The sequence below is a fragment of the Metabacillus sp. KH_069 genome, from assembly GCF_057838075.1.
Window position 1 is genome coordinate 3,272,442 of sequence record NZ_CM174460.1, and the last position, 18,637, is coordinate 3,291,078.

Below are 18,637 nucleotides of genomic sequence, written 5' to 3' on the forward strand. Positions count from 1 at the left end.
CAAGGAAAGAAGAGCCCGGAATTACGACATCCAGACTCTTCTTGATTTTTCATATTCAGCAATCTGTTCTTCATACATGAAAGTAAGTGAAATTTCATCATGTCCGTTCAGCAGCATATCTTTCCAGTATGGATCGACCGTGAACGAGTAAAGGACCATTTCCCCGTCGCGGATTTCTTGTTTTTCAAGGTCAATCGTGCACTCAAAATGAGGGGTTGAGGCCCGCTGAATTAACTGCTGATGAAAGTTTTCTTCTATTCTAATAGGAAGAAGTCCATTTTTCAGGCAATTTTGATGAAATATATCTGCAAAAGACGGGGCAATGATGACTTTGAACCCGTAATCCCCTAAGGCCCATGGTGCATGCTCCCGTGAAATCCGCAGCCGAAATTCTCTCCTGCCACTAAGATGCTTGCTCCTGCTGCTTCAGGCTTATTCAGCTCAAATTCAGGATTGTCTGTACCGTCATTTAAATATCTCCAGTCAAAGAAAGCAAATCTGCCATATCCGGTCCGTTCAATCCTTTTTAAAAACTGCTTCGGAATAATCTGATCTGTATCTACATTCGACCGGTTTAAAACAGCCAGTTTACCTTTGTGCACTTGAAATGCTTCCACTTTCAATCCCTCCTGTAAGTTCTCTGACATCAACAAATCTGCCGTAAACTGCTGCTGCTGCTGCCATGGCCGGACTGACAAGATGGGTCCGGGCACCTTTTCCCTGTCTGCCCTCAAAGTTCCGGTTTGACGTTGAAGCGCAGCGCTTTCCTTCAGGCACAATATCATCATTCATGCTCAGACACATACTGCAGCCTGATTCGCGCCATTCAAATCCTGCATTCATAAAAATCTGATGCAGTCCTTCTTCTTCTGCCTGAAGCTTCACTTTTTGGGAGCCGGGAACAACGATTGCTCTTACAGATGGATTTACTTGTCTATCTTTAATCACATCAGCAGCCTGACGAAGGTCTGTTATTCTGGAATTTGTACAGGATCCGATAAACACATAATCAATTTCAATATCCTGCACTCTTGTATCCGGTTCAAGCCCCATATAGAAATAAGCTCTCTCTGCTTCCTGCTTCTCTTCTTGTTTGTTGAACATGCTGGTGTTCGGCACTTTTTGATCAACTGCTACAGCCATGCCCGGGTTCGTTCCCCAAGTAACCATTGGAGAAATATCGGCAGCTTCAATGGTGATTTTATCGTCATATTCAGCCCCTGGATCACTCTTCAGGTTTTGCCAATAGGCAATGGCTTCCTCTAAGTCTTTTCCCTTTGGAGCATATTGACGTCCTTTAATATATTCAAATGTGGTTTCATCAGGGGCCATGAGTCCTGCACGAGCTCCCGCTTCAATTGACATGTTGCAGACGGTCATTCGTTCGTCCATTGACATTTTTTCAATCGCTTCTCCGGTAAATTCAATGACATACCCTGTACCAAAGCGAACCCCGAATGTCCCGATAATATATAAGATCACATCTTTTGCTGTGACCCCTTTTTTCAGCGAGCCGTTTATATGGATATTTAATGTTTTCGGTTTCTGCTGCCAAAGCGTTTGAGTTGCCAGCACATGTTCCACTTCACTTGTTCCAATGCCAAATGCCAATGCCCCAAAGGCGCCATGTGTAGAGGTATGGCTGTCTCCGCAGACAATTGTTTTTCCTGGCAGCGTAAGTCCAAGCTCAGGTCCGATTACATGGACAATTCCCTGATCTGTACTATTAAGGTCAGCAAGCCTGATTCCAAATTCGCGGCAATTGGCCTCGAGTGCGCTTACCTGAAGTTTTGCAACTTCATCTTTAATCTCAAACCGGTTAACAGTTGGAATATTATGATCCATTGTAGCAAACGTATTTCCGGGCTTTCTTACCTTTCTCCCGTTCTGCCTTAAACCTTCAAACGCCTGCGGGGAAGTGACCTCATGAATCAGATGAAGATCTATATAAAGTAGATCAGGCTGATCATCTTTCCGGTAGACAACATGATCATCCCATATTTTTTCTACAATTGTTCTGGCTTTCAAACAAATACCCCCTTTAAAATTTAAAAGATTGGCGCTCTTCATCTAATGAAAAGCGCCGAAAAGGTTTATGCGTAAGCTTCCATAATGTTAAAAATCGTATGATCATCTGCAAGAGCTGCTTTGATTTCTTCAACAAGCTTTGAGGTAGAAAGCGGTGTTTCTCCCATTCTTGTTAAATCAGCCGTTCTTTTGCCTGAATCGAGTACATGTTTAACAGCATTTTCGATTGCTTCCGCCTCTTCCTCCATTTTAAAGGAGTGTCTCAGCATCATAGCTGTTGATAAAATCATGGCGACAGGGTTCGCTTTATCTTCTCCCGCAATATCAGGAGCAGAGCCATGAACAGGTTCATAAAGATGCAGCCCTGTTGCACTCAAGCTTGCTGACGGCAGCATTCCAAGGGATCCTGTCAGCATAGAAGCCTCGTCGCTTAGAATATCACCAAACATATTTTCAGTGACAATCACATCAAATTGTTTTGGATTATGAATAAGCGCCATTGCTGCATGATCAACCAGCATATGCTGAAGCTCAACGTCAGGGAATTTCATTGCGACTTCTTCAGCGACTTCTCTCCACATTCGGCTTGATTCTAAAACATTCGCTTTATCAACAGAAGTCACTTTCTTTTTTCTATCCTGTGCAAGCTGAAACGCTCGTTCAATAATGCGCTCCATTTCATCACGCTTATAAAACAGCGTATCGACTACCGTGTGTTCCCCATTTTTCACATTCCGTTCACTCGGCTTGCCGAAATAAAGACCGCCCGTTAATTCTCTTACAATCATGAAGTCGACGCCTTCCACATACTCCCGCTTAAGCGGAGATGAATCGAGCAGGCTTTCAACCGTTTCAACAGGCCGGAGATTTGCGTACAAATCTAGTTCCTTCCGAAGAGCGAGCAGACCTTTTTCAGGTCTTAAATGAGATGGGTTCTTATCCCATTTAGGCCCTCCTACTGAACCCAGCAGAACTGCATCAGATTCTCTGCACATTTGCAGCGTTTCCTGCGGAAGAGGAGAATTCATTTCATCGATCGCCGCTCCTCCAATCATTCCATATTGAAAATGAAAACGATGATAGTAATGTTCTTCAATTGCTTTTAAAATTTCCACAGCACCATCCATAACTTCTTTTCCAATACCGTCTCCCGGCAATAATGCAATTTTCTTCTCCATTTAACTCTGCCTCCTTCATGATTTTTATTAAACAGTAGCTTTTAGACTTTCTCGAGCCTGAGCATTTAAAATAAGAATTCGATTTACAGCATTCAGATAGGCTTTCGCAGAGGCTTCAAGAACATCCTGCGCCATTCCTCTGCCGCTTGATTCAACGCCTCCGACCATAACTCTTACGAAGACTTGAGCAAAGGCATCGCGGCCGCTGCTGTTAGATTGAATCCGGTAGTCCTGCAGTTTAATAGAAAAACCTGTGCACCGCTCAAGCGTATTGTAGATGGCTTCTACACTTCCTCCGCCAGTGGCTGCTTCCTGCACTAACTGCTGCTCCTGATTTTTGAGAGTAACTGTAGCAGTCGGCACCTGGGATGTTCCGTACTGAACCTGCAGGGATACAAGTTCAAACATATCCTCGCTTCTTTCTACTTTTTCTTCTATTACAAGAGCGGCAATATCTTCGTCAGTGAATTCTTTCTTTTTCTCAGACAGCGTTTTGAACGTTTTAAAGATTTTATGAGATTCTTCTTCTGTTACACTGAATCCAAGCTCTGCAAGCTTGCTTTTGAATGCGTGACGCCCTGAATGCTTTCCAAGAACCATCGAATTTGAGCCGACTCCCACAAGCTCCGGTGAGATGATTTCGTACGTTGTTTTTTCCTTCAGCACACCATCCTGATGAATGCCTGATTCATGGGCAAAAGCGTTTTTTCCGACCACAGCTTTATTCGGGGGAATCATCATTCCTGTCAGCTTACTTACTAGATCACTCGTTTTCTTGATTTCATCAAGCTTCATATTGGTTTTTGCACCAAAGTAATCTGAGCGAATATGGAGAGCTACGCCGATCTCCTCAAGTGAAGCATTTCCAGCACGCTCACCTATTCCATTAATCGTACCTTCAATTTGCCCGGCTCCGTTTTCGATGGCTGCCAGAGAATTCGCAACTGCCATGCCAAGATCATCATGGCAATGTGCAGATAAGATGACGTTATCAATGCCCTTTACATTTGATTTCAAATATTGAAAAATCTCACCGTATTCTTTCGGGTTAATATAGCCCACTGTATCCGGGATATTAATTACGTTTGCACCCGCAGCAATCACTTCTTCCACAATTTTCGCTAAAAATGGAAGTTCGCTTCTGCAGGCATCTTCGGCAGACCATTGGATAAGCGGAAAGTATTTTGATGCATACTTGACTGATTCAACGGCTGTTTCAATGACTTGTTCAGGAGATTGCTTTAATTTATATTGCATATGAATGGGCGATGTAGCAAGGAATACATGCAGTCTCGGGTTTGCACCATCCTTCAGGGCATCCCATGCTGCATCGATATCTGTTTTAACTGATCTTGCAAGTCCTGTAACTGAACAGTTTTTAATTGTTCTGGCGATCTCCTGTACAGCTAAAAAATCTCCTTTTGAGGAAGCCGGAAACCCGGCCTCCATAATATCAACACCAAGACGTTCAAGCTGAAGGGCAATCTGCAGTTTTTCTTTTGCATTTAAATTGACTCCGGCTGATTGTTCCCCATCTCTCAGAGTTGTATCAAATAGGTTAATTTTTCGCACTTGCGACCACTTCTTTCCGTTTTGGCTTAACAAATGGCATCATTTCACGAAGCTTTCTCCCTACTACCTCAATTTGATGTTCATTTTCACGATTGTTGATTGCGTTGAATTGAGGGCGATTTACCTGATTCTCAATGATCCAGTCTTTTGCAAATTTACCGGATTGGATATCATGCAAGACTTCTTTCATCGATTCTTTTACTCTTTCATCTACAACTCTAGGTCCAGATACGAAATCTCCCCATTGTGCTGTGTCTGAAATGGAATATCTCATTCCTGCCATTCCATCTTCATACATAAGGTCAACAATCAGCTTCAGCTCGTGCAGACACTCGAAGTATGCAAGCTCCGGCTGGTATCCCGCTTCTACTAATGTTTCAAATCCGGCTTTTACTAGAGACGTTAACCCTCCGCATAAAACCGCCTGCTCTCCGAAAAGGTCTGTTTCTGTTTCTTCTTTAAAAGTTGTTTCAAGCACTCCTGCACGAGCTCCTCCGATTGCTTTTGCGTAGGCTAAAGCAAGATCCTTCGCCTCGCCTGTTACATCCTGATAGACTGCGAATAAGGCAGGAACACCCGCACCGTCTTCAAACGTTCTTCTGACAAGATGTCCAGGACCTTTTGGAGCGACTAAAAATACGTCTACAAATTCAGGAGGGACAATTTGGTTGAAATGCACGTTAAATCCGTGTGCAAATACTAATGCATTTCCTGGCTGAAGCTGGTCTTTGATTTCTGCTTCATATACTTTTTGCTGCTGTTCGTCCGGCAAGAGCACCATTACAACATCTGCCTGAGCTGCTGCTTCTTTAACCGTTGTAACCTCTACTCCGTCTGAGGCAGCCTTGTTAAAGGAATTTCCTTTACGAACGCCGACAACAACATCAATTCCGCTGTCCTTTAAGTTCAGTGCATGAGCATGCCCCTGTGAACCGTAACCAATAACTGCAACCTTTTTACCTGCTAATACTTCCTCTTTAACATCACCGTTATAATATACTTTTACCATGTCCATTCTCTCCTTTTAATGTCAATTAGTTAGACGATTGAATATGTTTTTGCGCCATTTGCAGCACGCTGAGTTCCTCTTGGGAAAGCGGTTGTGCCTGTTCTGGCAATTTCTTTGATTCCATAAGGTCTTAAAAGATCAATGATTGCTTCAATTTTTTCTGCTTCCCCTGTAACCTGAACAACTACGCTGTCACGGCTTACATCAATAATTGTTGCTCTGAAAGGCTCAATCACACCTTGAACTTCCATTCTGGTCGCAGGAGGTGCAATGACTTTAATTAATGCGAGCTCTCTGGCGACAATTGATTGATTCGTAATATCCTGTACTTTTAAAACATCAATCTGTTTATTCAGCTGTTTTGTAATCTGTTCAACTTCTTTTTCGTCTTCTACGTGAATGACAAACGTCATTCTTGAGATTCCTTCAATTTCTGCATGACCGACTGTGATGCTTTCGATATTATAATGTCTCTTTGTAAATAAACCGGTGATCCGATTAAGGACCCCTGAGCGATTATTGACAGTCAGTGTAAGAATTCGCTTCACGGTTTAACACCCACCATTTCATGTAATCCTTTTCCTGGAGCAATCATCGGGTATACATTTTCCATCTGACTAACATTTACGTTTATCAGAACAGGTTCTTTTGATAAAAGAGCCTGTTTGAACGCCGGAAAGTCTTCTTCAGTCTGAATTTTCAGTCCTTTCATGCCGTACGCTTCCGCTAACTTAACGAAATCAGGCTGTGATTGAAAAACAGATTGTGAATATCTTTCTTCATAGAAGATTTCCTGCCACTGTCTGACCATTCCTAGCACTCCGTTGTTCAATAAAATTACTTTAACCGGCAGATTCAGCTCATGGATAACAGATAGTTCCTGAAGAGTCATCTGGAAACCGCCGTCTCCAAGGATTGCGATGACATTTGCGTCCTTTTCAGCAAGCTGGGCTCCGATTGCTGCAGGCAATCCAAATCCCATTGTGCCGAGTCCTCCTGATGTAACCCAGCGATTAGGCTGCTGCAGGCGGTAATACTGCGCTGCCCACATTTGATGCTGGCCGACATCTGTTGTAATAATTGCCTCTCCATTTGTCCACTCATGAATGAGTTCAATCATATGCTGAGGTTTAAGCTCTTCATCTGATTTTTTGTACCATAACGGCAAGGACTTTTTGTTATTCTGCAAGGCTGTATGCCACTCATCGTGCTGACTGCGTTTGCCGTTTTGATGAATGAGATTTTCAAGAACAAGTCTTGCATCGCCAACGACTGGAATTTTTGTTTCAACCACTTTGCCGATTTCAGCAGGATCGATATCAATGTGGGCAATCGTTGCGCTTTTGGCAAAATGATTTAAGTTTCCTGTTACCCTGTCGTCAAACCTTGCACCGACACTGATTAATAAATCACATTCATATAACGCCATGTTTGCGGTATATGTACCGTGCATCCCGGCCATCCCGAGAAAGAGCGGGTGATCTGCTGGAAAACTCCCAAGACCAAGCAATGTGTTTACAACTGGAATGTGCTGCTGTTCCGCGTATTCTTTCAGCTGCTCGCTTCCCTTGGCATGAAGAACTCCTGCACCGGCTAAAATGACCGGCTTTTTTGCACTGCTGACAGCTTCGACAAGCTTTCTGATCTGAAGATAATTCGGTTCTGTTTTTGGCTGATATCCCGGCAGGTGGACAGGAGCGTCATAATTGAAGATCCCTTCCGCTACAGCGATATCCTTTGGAACATCAATGAGAACCGGACCCGGTCTTCCCGTTGTTGCGATATGAAAAGCTTCTTTGATGATGCGCGGGAAATCATTTACATCCCGGACTTGATAATTGTGCTTTGTAATCGGCATTGTGATTCCGAGTACATCCGCTTCCTGGAAAGCATCTGTTCCAATGACGGAAGATGCAACCTGGCCTGTAAATACAACGAGCGGCAGGGAATCAATCATAGCATCTGTAAGTCCTGTAATCAGGTTCGTGGCGCCTGGCCCTGATGTGGCAATGACGACTCCAGGTTTGCCTGATACTCTCGCATAGCCCTCAGCTGCATGAATTCCCCCTTGCTCATGCCTTGTTAAAATGTGATACATGCCAGAGTCATAGAGTTTGTCGTAGATTGGTAGAACTGCCCCTCCCGGATATCCGAAAATCACCTCCACTTTCTCACGTTTTAAAGCTTCAATCATCATTACGGCCCCGGACATCGTTTTCGTACACTTGGCAGAGTTTGCATCCAATTGTACCTTCATACTCATTGATTTTTGCCTCCTTTTTTCCCGCTATCATCAAAAGCCTTAATTTTTATATCTGATTATTTCAAAATAAAAAACCTCCCCGCCCCAATATTGCCCACGTGTAATGTGAGTCAAAGGGGCGAGAAGGTTTGAAAACACTTTTCGCGGTACCACCCTTGTTCATGGTCTGCATTAGACCACCTTATGAAAGCACTTGGCTTTCTTTTTAATAACGAGTGCTGTGTAAATGACACCCGGCTGATTCTACTAAACTTCAAATCAGCACTCAGAGGCGAGTTCACTTAAAAAGGGACCGCCGGTTCTCAGCTCCACCAGCTCTCTTTAGATCCTTGTTTTCTAAGCTACTTATCCTCTTCAGCGTTTTAAATTATAATTTTATCAGCTTACACTTAAGCTTGAACTGCTTCCTTTTACTTTTACACCATCAGATAATACTTTTTCTCTGAAACACTCAAGCAGACGGTTCGTATGCTCTCCTGGCTTCCCATCGCCGATTTCCCTGCCGTCTACCTTTACTACAGCAATGACTTCAGCGGCAGTTCCAGTCAGGAAGACTTCATCTGCTGTATAAACATCATGTCTTGTGAAAGGTTCCTCACGCACATCGTAGCCAAGTTCTTCAGCTATTTCGATGATGACATTTCTTGTAACTCCTTCAAGCGCTCCCAAGTAACCTGGAGGAGTTAGAAGTTTTTTGTTTTTATAGATAAAGACATTATCTGCTGATCCTTCTGCGACATAGCCTTGATCATTCAGCATCAGAGCTTCGCTTACATTTGCGAGATGTGCTTCAATTTTTACAAGTACGTTGTTCAGGTAATTCAGTGATTTTACTTTAGGACTTAAAACGTCCGGTCTATTTCGCCTTGTTGGAACTGTCACAATATCAATTCCTGTTTCATAAAGATGTTTAGGGAAGATTGACAGCGGCTCTACAATAATGACAACATTTGCTTCTTTGCATTTATATGGATCAAGCCCAAGATCGCCGACTCCTCTTGAGACAACAAGTCTGATGTATGCGTCATCTAATCCGTTTTTCTCAACAGTCTTAACTGTTAAATCCGTCATTTCCTCTTGCGTATAAGGCATGTTGAGCAAGATGGATCTAGCTGACTCATATAATCTTTTCATGTGCTCATTTAATCTGAAGATGTTGCCGCTGTATACTCTGATCCCTTCGAAAATACCGTCTCCGTAAAGGAATCCGTGGTCATACACCGAAATTTTCGCATCTTCTTTTTTTACAAATTCGTTATTTAGAAAAATCCATTGGTCACCCATAAAGAGCACACCTTTCTTTTAAAGTCTAAACGCGTTAATCAGTTGAATTCTAGTGTGTAAAAAAAATCCGTATAACGTTTGTTATGGACTCTTTTAAATGAACCTCACATGTTCATGTAACTTATATTTGAGCCTATATTACGCCCATTAAATAGCGGTGTCAACCGTCTTTTTTCGAATTGTTAGATAATTTAGATTTGTTTAATAATTTGTATACGCTTACATGCCTGTCATAATAGGAATTGTGTTTTTTAAAAAAATTTTAGAAGTTTTTTTCTGTGAGATTGTCTTACAAGGTTTTGGCTGATTTGATAAGGGGTAAATAGGGGAGAAAAAAATTTTGGACTCAAAAAAATTAATAATTTTTTTGAGTCCAAAATGAAATTTGTTAGCAATAGAAGTGTTTGCAAAGCAGATATGATCCTGTTAAATATCCTAAACTTTTTTTGAAAAAAATTATGAAACAACAAAAAAACTTCTTTCGATAAATCGAAAGAAGTTATATGTATAAAGTATGGCGTCCCAGGAGAGATTCGAACTCCCGACCAACGGCTTAGAAGGCCGTTGCTCTATCCACTGAGCTACTGGGACATATTATTTTGTTAACATCGCGTTTATGTATCAGCGACATTTTTTATTATATGTTCGATTAGATTAAAAGTCAATAACTTTTTCTAAAATTTTATGAAAGAGGGAAAAATATCCCTCTTTCACGATGAAGCCATTTCAAACCTTTGCGAGAGGCCGGTTACAGGAGATCCATCCAGCTCGAAAAAGGTAACTTGTGCCGTTTGATTTTGTATTTCTAATATAACATATGTTTTTTCAGTCCGCATCCGCGGGAGCCTGATGCTTCCAGGGTTAATGAATAGGATATTATCGACATATTCCGCTCCTGCCATATGAGAGTGACCAAAGCAGACAATCTTCGCATCGTGCTCTTTCGCACTGTACATCACATTCATAAGAGTCGATTTTACATTGTGCAAGTGGCCATGAGCAACAAAGAAACGATATCCTTCCACATCTTGGGTGACTTCATTTGCAAACCGTGCTTCAAAATCACAGTTGCCGCGGACAGAAGTATATCCCTGAATAGCAGAATGATCTGCTTCAAGTTCAGAGTCTCCGCAATGAAACATGGCATCTGTTTCCCCTTCATGGCGTTTTCTGATTTCCTGAAGCTCATCTGTTAAGCCGTGGCTGTCACTGATTATTAAAACTTTCACGTTTAAAACTCCCCATCGTCAGGCTTTAAGCAGTTTTGCAAGCTTTTGCAGCGCAACTGCACGATGGCTGATTTTATTTTTCTCTTCCTTCGTTAACTGTGCCATCGTTTTTGCTTTATCTTTCACTAAGAAAATAGGATCGTACCCGAACCCATTCTCTCCAATTGGCTCTTCTGTGATATAGCCTTCAACTGAACCTTCTACTGTAACCGTTTCACGGCCAGGCTCAGCAAGTGCCAGTGCACAGCGGAATCTGGCATTCCGTTCTTCCTTTGAAACACCCTTCAGCTGAAGCAGCACTTTTTCAATATTGGCCGCATCATTTTTCTCAGCTCCTGCATAGCGTGCTGAATAAACCCCAGGTTCTCCGCCTAGATAATCGACTGATAGCCCTGAATCGTCTGCAATGGCCATTTTTCCATATAGCTTTGAGATTGCCTCAGCTTTTAAAACGGCATTTTCTTCAAATGTAGAGCCCGTTTCTTCAACTTCTGGAGAATCTTCCAAATCCATCAGTGAAATGGCCTTTAAATCGTATTGAGATAAGATCGATTGAAATTCAAGTAATTTACCTGCATTTTTCGTTGCAATAATAACTTCCTTCATATGATTCATCCCTTTCCATCTTTTTGATCGATGATTTTCAGAGCTAAATCTCCAAGGGCCTCCATTTGAATAGAAATTAGCGAATTTATTCCTTTTTCAGCTAAATCAAGTAATTCATTCAGTTCTTCTCTTGAAAAAGTCGCTTCTTCTCCAGTTCCCTGAAGCTCAACGAATTTTCCTGAAGACGTCATGATGACATTCATATCCACCTCTGCTGATGAATCCTCAATATAGTTTAAATCTAAGATCTCTCCAAGCTTTGAATCCAGTCCGACTGATGTCGCCGCAAGGAAATCTGTGATTGGCAGCGTGCTGAGTTTCTTCTGAGACATCAGCTTTCCAAGCGCTAAAGTCATAGCAACGAAAGCTCCGGTAATGGAAGCTGTGCGCGTCCCGCCATCTGCCTGTATCACATCGCAGTCAATCCAGATGGTGCGCTCACCTAACTTTTCAAGATCAACCACTGCGCGCAAAGCTCGTCCAATCAAGCGCTGTATTTCCATGGTGCGGCCTGTTATTTTACCTTTTGAAGACTCTCTGATTGTCCGCTGTTCAGTAGCTCGGGGCAGCATGGAATATTCGGCTGTGATCCATCCCTTGCCTTCTCCCCGCATAAATGGAGGTACACGATCCTCAATGCTTGCATTGCAAATTACCTTTGTATCGCCAACACTTATTAAAACTGAACCTTCAGGGTGCTTCACGTAGTCTGTCAGAATTTCAACTCTTCTTAATTCATCTTGTTTGCGTCCATCATGTCTCATCATATTCCTCCGATCAATTCTTATGCTGATCAAGCTTTCGTTTTATGTATAACAATAAAGAAGAGGCAGCGCTTATGTCTACCTCTTAGTTTCTCTATATAGTATATCAAAAATCAGCGATTAAAAACTACCTGTGTTCACATTGACTGGACGGGAGACAGGTTCAGTAATCTTTTTGCCTTCTTCATTTACAAGCTCTGCTTTTCCGTCAACCGTTAATACGACGTTTTCAATGCCAGGCTGTTCTGTCAGTGATAAGACAAGGGAATTTAGAACATGAGTTGAAACCATCTTTTTCTCTTCATCTGCACTTCCATAAATGGACTCGTTGAAATTCAGTGTGACAGTGCCGTCTTCCACTTTAGGTTCTTCAAGAAGCTTCACATCCTTCTGCATGTCAGTGAGCAATGCTTGTGAGATATTCGGTTCCTCTGTTAATTTTTTCACCACAGCTGCTATCGGATCTTCTTCGTCATTGCTTACCCGGGTCGTTACAGGTACATAGTATGTCTGATCGTTATGCTGGGCTGTGTAATAAACCGTCAGAGGCTTTGTATTCGTAATATCCATAACACCTGCTGTATCCAGATTAATGCCGTCAGCACGGCTAAGCTCGCTGCTGATTGGAGTGCCGCCAACAGGCATTTCATTTTGTTCATGACCGTTTATCATGATTTTGACTGTTTTCACAGAATCAAATTGAGTCAGTGTCCATGTAATCGACTGAAGGATTTTCTTCTCATCTTCAGCTTGATAGTTTTTAAATTCTTTAGAGAAATCTACGATGGCAGTACCATCTTTAACATTCACATCCACTTGAGTATCCTGAGGGATAACGGCTCTGAAGCCATCAGGAAGGATATTGCTGACTGGTCCGCCCTCTACAAGGTATTCAAGAACCTGTTTGGCTACTCCTTCTTGCTTAGGCAAGTCAAATGTCTGGGCAACAACAAGCCCGTTGCTGTCAATCAAGTATAACTGCCTAGTATAGGTTTGAGCAGACTCTTCTCCTTTTTCACCCTCTGCTGTTGTCTTTTCTTCTTTCAGCGTTTCTTCGTTCCCTTTATCAGCATCTTCTGTGTATGAAACATCTTGCGGAGGATCGATTTCCTTTGCTTTTTCCCCGCCGAATAATCCGCATCCTGACAAGAGCAGCGTCGATGTTACAACAGTAGCAGCAATCTTCATGTTTCTAGTTTGAGACATACAATTCCCTCCTAAGGCAGTTTGTACTACTATGTATACGAGCTGTTTATTGAATTAGACCGAATTTGAAAAGAATTTTTGTACTAAGAAAAGCGGAATCGACTGGTCAGACTCAGGCAGACAGATAAGGATCAGCCAGTGAAGGCGCTTTTTGCCAATGCTTGCTGATCCGTTCTGGCCGAGGGGCTAGGAGGTGGAGCTGGACAATAAGAAAAGCGGAATCGCCCGTTTAGCTCCCACAGACAGATAAGGATCCGGCTGAAAAGGCGCTTTTTGCCTTTACAGACGGAGGCGTTCTGGCCGAGGAGTTGGGCGATGGAGCTAGACAGTGAGAAAAGCGGATCCGGCTGTTCACAGGCCGCGGAGAAAATCCCGAATTGATGGGGTTTCCAATTTAATTGGAGGGGTTTTGGAATTAATTCATGGGGTTTCCGAATTAATTGGAGGGGTTTCCAAATTAATTGGAGGATTTTGTTCGCGCCGAGGAGTTTAGGGGTGGAGCTGGATAACATTAAAAAGAGGAACCGGCAATCGGCTCCTCTTTTTACAGTGTAATAGATTTTACATTTTCAACAGGCTGCTCAAACAGCTGAGAAGCAATCCTCTGGAAAAGCTCCTTTGATCCAGTCGTTAAAAACAAATGATGATTCTCTTCCTGCGTCTCATTCAATGCTTCTTTATAAGACAGGATTGTACTGACTTCACGGGCTGTTTCATCACCAGAGCTGATAATTTTCACCTTGGGACCCATATAATCCTCAATTAACGTCTTTAAAACCGGATAATGCGTACATCCAAGAATAAGTGTATCAATCGGCTGATCTTTTAAAGGGAAAAGCGATTCACGTACGATGGATACAGCATAATCGTTTTCGTAATCTCCGCTTTCTACAAGCGGAACAAATGCAGGACATGCCAAGCTCTCGACTTCAACTGTCTTCTTAATCGTTTTAAGAGCCTTCTCATATGCACGGCTTGCAACTGTATTAACCGTTCCAATAACGCCGATATGATTGTTTCTTGTGACTTTGATCGCTGTTCTGGCTCCTGGGAAAACGACGCCTACTACAGGGATGTCAAGCTCTTCCTGGATTTCCTGCAAAGCAATGGCTGTTGCCGTATTGCAGGCGATCACAAGCATTTTTATATGGTGATTTGACAAGAGATAATTCGTCATTTGCCAAGTAAATGACCGCACCTCTTCAAGCGGTCTCGGTCCATATGGGCATCTTGCCGTATCACCTAAGTAGATGATGTCTTCGTTTGGTAACTGCCTCATGATTTCGCGTGCAACGGTCAGCCCGCCAACGCCGGAATCAATGACGCCAATTGCTCTGTTCAAAAAATCGCCTCATTCTTCTCTCATTTCTAGGTGTAATTTCAATAATGAGCTTTCAAGCTGGATGATTTCCTGCATATCATAATTTTTGATTACATTTTTTAAGTATTGTTGTCGCTTTTGTATAACTTCTTCAATGATGCGCTGGCCTTCTTCAAGAAGATGCACTCTCACAACCCTACGGTCATTCGGGTCTTTGATCCTTACCACCAGTTTGTTTTTTTCCATTCGGTCAACAAGATCTGTGGTGGTGCTGCATGCAAGGTACATTTTATTAGATAATTCACCGACTGTCATGTCGCCATGTTCGGAAAGCCATTGGAGCGCTACGAATTGAGGCGGTGTAATCGGAAATTGATTTAGGATCTCCCGTCCCTTCTGTTTGACCATAACAGAAATATGTCTCAGGGATTTCTCCATATCAGCAACCATTTTATCACTTACTACATCATTATGAACTGTCATCAGCAACCCTCACTCATTCAATCTGACCGCACGGAATGAAATTTAACAGTAGGAATGTGCGTATCATATCCATTTTCTATGTTTTCGCTGAAAATTGCAAGTTTCATATTTTAGATGTCCAATTTAAAAAATAAGAAATGGCATAGTCAGATTGGAGCAGCTCCGATTTTTCTGCACAGAAATAATAACCGGCTACCCTTAAATCAAGGTCAGCCGGTAGGTATTAGAGCTCAAGTTCACCCATACGAAGGAGCTCAACAACAGCTTGTGATCTCCCCTTAACACCAAGCTTTTGCATCGCATTGGAAATATGGTTCCGAACTGTCTTTTCACTAATAAAGAGCTCGCCCGCTATTTCTTTCGTTGTTTTGTCTTGAACTAATAATTCGAATACTTCTCTCTCTCTTTTTGTGAGTAATGGCTTTGATTGAAACTCTTTCTCTTTCAAGAATTGTAACCCTCCTTGCTAGGTGCGAGCCGATCTAACGAATGGGTATAAGATTAGTCAACATATAGTATGTGCACACTGTATTGGCGGTGACAGGAATCTTAGTTGAAAGCAAGAAATTCCGTGTCTATTTTTCAAGTGGCAAATATGGCAGTTTGAGCAAGCATCTTTTTCTCCACTTCTAGAAACGGTACACTTTTTCCATTGTATTTGGATATTTGCACAACGGTGCCTCGTCCTGTAAAACAAACTTCATTTTTTTCATTCACCGCACAGTAATGCAGATCCATTGATGAATTCCCGATTGATGCTACTTTTACATAAAGGCGGATTTTCTCATCAAAAAAGACCTGTTTGACGTAATCGCATTGAATATCTGCAACAACAGGAATCAGATCCCCGTCTTTTTTCAGCCAATTATTCATAAGACCTGCGTGCTTAAAGAATTCAATTCGCGCTTCTTCAAAATATGAAATTGGTGCCGTATTGTTCATATGTCCGAACATATCTGTTTCGGAAAAACGAACTTTCACCTGAAAATAAAAAGAAAACGTATCCTTCCATTCCCTGAACGGCAGCTGTATGTATGAGATTTGTTTCATGATTGTTTCCTCTTTTCATGTTTAAGTGAAAAAACACCTCTTCATCGAAAGGAAGAGGTGTTTTCTTATTAATTGATATCCGCTGATTCTGGATATCTGTGTTTTAAACTTGATCGCTTCCGAAGAAATTACGGAATGCCTGGAACGTTGTATCTCTGTTGAGTGCAGCAATAGAAGTCGTTAAAGGAATTCCTTTCGGACAAGACTGCACACAGTTTTGAGAGTTTCCGCAGTTTGCAAGACCTCCGTCGCCCATAATGGACTCGAGACGTTCTGCTTTATTTAATGCACCTGTCGGATGTGCATTAAACAGACGAACTTGTGAAAGCGGAGCTGGCCCGATGAAATCTGAATTGCTGTTTACATTCGGACATGCCTCTAAGCAGACACCGCAAGTCATGCATTTTGATAATTCATATGCCCATTGACGTTTTTTCTCAGGCATACGCGGGCCAGGGCCTAAGTCATAGGTTCCATCAATCGGAATCCAGGCCTTTACTTTTTTCAGGGAGTCGAACATTCTGCTGCGGTCAACCTGAAGGTCGCGGACAACAGGAAATGTTCTCATCGGCTGAAGGCGAATCGGCTGCTCAAGCTGGTCAACAAGGGCAGTACAGGACTGGCGCGGTTTGCCGTTGATCACCATGGAACATGCTCCGCACACCTCTTCGAGACAGTTCATATCCCATGTAATCGGAGTCGTTTCTTTCCCTTGTGAGTCAACAGGATTCCGTCTGATTTCCATCAATGCAGAAATCACGTTCATATTTGGACGATAAGGAATCTCAAATGTTTCATCATAAGGGGCAGCCCCAGGCTGGTCTTGGCGAGTAATAATAAAACGAACTACTTTCTTTTCACTGTTCATTTTTTATTCCCCCTTTTTCTTCTTCGAATAGTCGCGCTTACGCGGTTCAATTAAGCTAACGTCCACTTCTTCATAATGGAACTTAGGAGCAGCTTTTGGACCGGCAAATGTAGCCATCGTTGTTTTCAGGAATTCTTCGTCATTACGTTCAGGGAAGTCCGGTTTGTAATGAGCACCGCGGCTTTCATTGCGGTTATAGGCGCCAAGTGTAACAACACGGGACATTTGAAGCATGTTTTGAAGCTGACGGGTAAACGTCGCACCCTGGTTGCTCCATTTAGCTGTATCATTAATGTTGATATTTTCATATCTTTCAAGAAGCTCTTGAATTTTTTCATCTGTTTTAAGCAATTTATCATTGTAGCGGACAACCGTTACATTGTCCGTCATCCATTCGCCAAGCTCTTTATGAAGAACATATGCATTTTCAGTTCCATTTAAGTTCATGATGTTCTGCCATTTTTCTTCTTCCTGTTTCACATGACCGTCAAATAATGAAGAAGAAAGATCTTCAGCAGATACATCAAGACCGCTCACATATTCGACTGCTTTCGGTCCTGCAACCATACCGCCATAGATGGCAGACAGCAATGAATTCGCTCCTAAACGGTTGGCTCCGTGCATAGAGTAATCACATTCGCCTGCTGCAAATAGTCCAGGGATATTCGTCATTTGATCATAATCAACCCAAAGTCCGCCCATAGAATAATGAACAGCAGGGAAGATTTTCATTGGAAGCTTGCGGGGATCATCACCCATGAATTTTTCATAGATTTCAATGATTCCGCCAAGTTTGATATCAAGCTCTTTAGGATCTTTATGAGAGAGATCAAGGTAAACCATGTTTTCTCCATTGATTCCAAGCTTTTGAGATACACACACGTCAAAAATTTCGCGTGTTGCAATATCACGAGGCACAAGGTTTCCGTATGCAGGATATTTTTCCTCAAGGAAGTACCAAGGCTTACCGTCTTTATACGTCCAGACACGACCGCCTTCTCCGCGTGCCGATTCACTCATCAGACGCAGTTTATCATCTCCAGGAATTGCTGTTGGGTGAATTTGAATGAATTCTCCATTTGCATAATGCACACCCTGCTGATAGACGATTGAAGCAGCTGATCCTGTGTTAATGACAGAGTTTGTTGATTTTCCGAAAATGATTCCAGGTCCGCCTGTTGCCATAATAACGGCATCTGAACGGAATGCTTTCATTTCCATTGTCGTTAAGTCCTGACCAGTAATACCGCGGCATACGCCATCATCATCGAGAACAGCCCCAAGGAATTCCCAGCCCTCATACTTCGTTACTAATCCGGCAACCTCATAGCGGCGCACCTGCTCATCAAGTGCATAAAGCAGCTGCTGTCCAGTTGTTGCTCCGGCAAACGCTGTACGGTGATGCTGCGTTCCGCCGAAGCGGCGGAAGTCCAGAAGACCTTCAGGAGTACGGTTGAACATAACTCCCATACGGTCAAGCAAATGGATAATGGAAGGTGCTGCTTCGCACATTGCCTTTACAGGAGGCTGGTTTGCAAGGAAGTCCCCGCCGTATACTGTATCATCGAAATGCTCCCAAGGAGAATCGCCTTCCCCTTTTGTGTTAACCGCTCCGTTGATTCCGCCCTGAGCACAAACTGAATGAGAGCGCTTAACTGGAACTAAAGAAAATAAATCTACATGAACGCCAGTTTCTGCAGCTTTGATCGTAGCCATTAGGCCCGCTAAGCCACCACCGACGACTATTATTCTACCTTTACTCATCTGGCCCACTCC

17 protein-coding genes, 1 tRNA gene, 1 pseudogene and 1 other annotated feature are annotated in these 18,637 nt (G+C 42.6%); all 19 genes and pseudogenes read right to left on the reverse strand.

The features are described 5' to 3' along the window. Nucleotides 1-21: 21 nt before the first annotated feature. The 19 genes and pseudogenes from leuD to sdhA all read right to left on the reverse strand — a co-directional run bounded on the left by leuD (nt 22) and on the right by sdhA (nt 18,625). Nucleotides 22-617 (reverse strand): annotated as a pseudogene (gene leuD / locus AC3ISE_RS16535) (3-isopropylmalate dehydratase small subunit). Next, a complete protein-coding gene (gene leuC / locus AC3ISE_RS16540; RefSeq protein ID WP_489221813.1) occupies nt 589-2,028 on the reverse strand; it encodes a 3-isopropylmalate dehydratase large subunit in 1,440 nt (479 codons plus the stop codon). Before leuC ends, leuD begins: the two are co-directional and overlap by 29 nt. Before the next feature lie 65 nt (nt 2,029-2,093). Continuing rightward, the gene (leuB, locus tag AC3ISE_RS16545) at nt 2,094-3,206 is read right to left on the reverse strand and encodes a 3-isopropylmalate dehydrogenase (RefSeq protein WP_489221814.1); all 1,113 of its coding nucleotides are present in this window, start codon (nt 3,204-3,206) and stop codon (nt 2,094-2,096) included. Nucleotides 3,207-3,233: 27 nt separating this feature from the next. Beyond that, entirely contained in the window at nt 3,234-4,778 is a 1,545-nt protein-coding gene (locus tag AC3ISE_RS16550) for a 2-isopropylmalate synthase (protein WP_489221815.1), read from the reverse strand. Continuing rightward, a complete protein-coding gene (gene ilvC, locus AC3ISE_RS16555) occupies nt 4,765-5,787 on the reverse strand; it encodes a ketol-acid reductoisomerase (RefSeq protein WP_070876390.1) in 1,023 nt (340 codons plus the stop codon). Before ilvC ends, AC3ISE_RS16550 begins: the two co-directional genes overlap by 14 nt. A gap of 29 nt (nt 5,788-5,816) precedes the next feature. Continuing rightward, nucleotides 5,817-6,335 carry an acetolactate synthase small subunit gene (ilvN, locus tag AC3ISE_RS16560; protein WP_489221816.1) on the reverse strand — a complete coding sequence of 173 codons (519 nt, stop codon included), beginning with the start codon at nt 6,333-6,335 and terminating at the stop codon, nt 5,817-5,819. Beyond that, nucleotides 6,332-8,050, reverse strand: a complete 1,719-nt coding sequence (ilvB, locus tag AC3ISE_RS16565) for an acetolactate synthase large subunit (protein ID WP_489221817.1) — start codon at nt 8,048-8,050, stop codon at nt 6,332-6,334. The genes ilvN and ilvB overlap by 4 nt, the downstream gene beginning before the upstream one ends. A gap of 111 nt (nt 8,051-8,161) precedes the next feature. After that, nucleotides 8,162-8,417, reverse strand: a binding site (T-box leader). Between the two features lie 11 nt (nt 8,418-8,428). Next, complete coding sequence (gene ilvE, locus AC3ISE_RS16570; RefSeq protein ID WP_489221818.1) at nt 8,429-9,334, reverse strand: branched-chain-amino-acid transaminase; 906 nt, start codon at nt 9,332-9,334, stop codon at nt 8,429-8,431. A gap of 515 nt (nt 9,335-9,849) precedes the next feature. Beyond that, nucleotides 9,850-9,925: transfer RNA gene (locus AC3ISE_RS16575), tRNA-Arg, on the reverse strand. Between the two features lie 119 nt (nt 9,926-10,044). Then, a complete protein-coding gene (locus tag AC3ISE_RS16580; RefSeq protein ID WP_489221819.1) occupies nt 10,045-10,563 on the reverse strand; it encodes a metallophosphoesterase family protein in 519 nt (172 codons plus the stop codon). Nucleotides 10,564-10,581: 18 nt separating this feature from the next. Beyond that, on the reverse strand, nt 10,582-11,169 hold the full coding sequence (locus AC3ISE_RS16585; protein ID WP_489221820.1) for an XTP/dITP diphosphatase: 588 nt from the start codon (nt 11,167-11,169) through the stop codon (nt 10,582-10,584). A 5-nt stretch (nt 11,170-11,174) separates the two neighbouring features. Then, complete coding sequence (gene rph / locus AC3ISE_RS16590; RefSeq protein WP_489224363.1) at nt 11,175-11,933, reverse strand: ribonuclease PH; 759 nt, start codon at nt 11,931-11,933, stop codon at nt 11,175-11,177. Between the two features lie 120 nt (nt 11,934-12,053). Next, a complete protein-coding gene (locus AC3ISE_RS16595; protein ID WP_489221821.1) occupies nt 12,054-13,139 on the reverse strand; it encodes a GerMN domain-containing protein in 1,086 nt (361 codons plus the stop codon). 544 nt (nt 13,140-13,683) lie between these two features. Beyond that, complete coding sequence (gene racE / locus AC3ISE_RS16600; RefSeq protein ID WP_309192443.1) at nt 13,684-14,481, reverse strand: glutamate racemase; 798 nt, start codon at nt 14,479-14,481, stop codon at nt 13,684-13,686. 9 nt (nt 14,482-14,490) lie between these two features. Beyond that, nucleotides 14,491-14,943, reverse strand: coding sequence for a MarR family winged helix-turn-helix transcriptional regulator (locus AC3ISE_RS16605; protein WP_154319093.1), 453 nt, complete (start codon nt 14,941-14,943; stop codon nt 14,491-14,493). A 223-nt stretch (nt 14,944-15,166) separates the two neighbouring features. Then, nucleotides 15,167-15,391 carry a spore germination transcription factor GerE gene (gene gerE / locus AC3ISE_RS16610; RefSeq protein ID WP_029279253.1) on the reverse strand — a complete coding sequence of 75 codons (225 nt, stop codon included), beginning with the start codon at nt 15,389-15,391 and terminating at the stop codon, nt 15,167-15,169. Between the two features lie 134 nt (nt 15,392-15,525). Further along, on the reverse strand, nt 15,526-15,993 hold the full coding sequence (locus AC3ISE_RS16615) for an acyl-CoA thioesterase (protein WP_489221822.1): 468 nt from the start codon (nt 15,991-15,993) through the stop codon (nt 15,526-15,528). Between the two features lie 103 nt (nt 15,994-16,096). Continuing rightward, the gene (gene sdhB / locus AC3ISE_RS16620; protein WP_489221823.1) at nt 16,097-16,861 is read right to left on the reverse strand and encodes a succinate dehydrogenase iron-sulfur subunit; all 765 of its coding nucleotides are present in this window, start codon (nt 16,859-16,861) and stop codon (nt 16,097-16,099) included. 3 nt (nt 16,862-16,864) lie between these two features. Continuing rightward, complete coding sequence (gene sdhA / locus AC3ISE_RS16625; protein ID WP_489221824.1) at nt 16,865-18,625, reverse strand: succinate dehydrogenase flavoprotein subunit; 1,761 nt, start codon at nt 18,623-18,625, stop codon at nt 16,865-16,867. Nucleotides 18,626-18,637 lie beyond the last annotated feature (12 nt).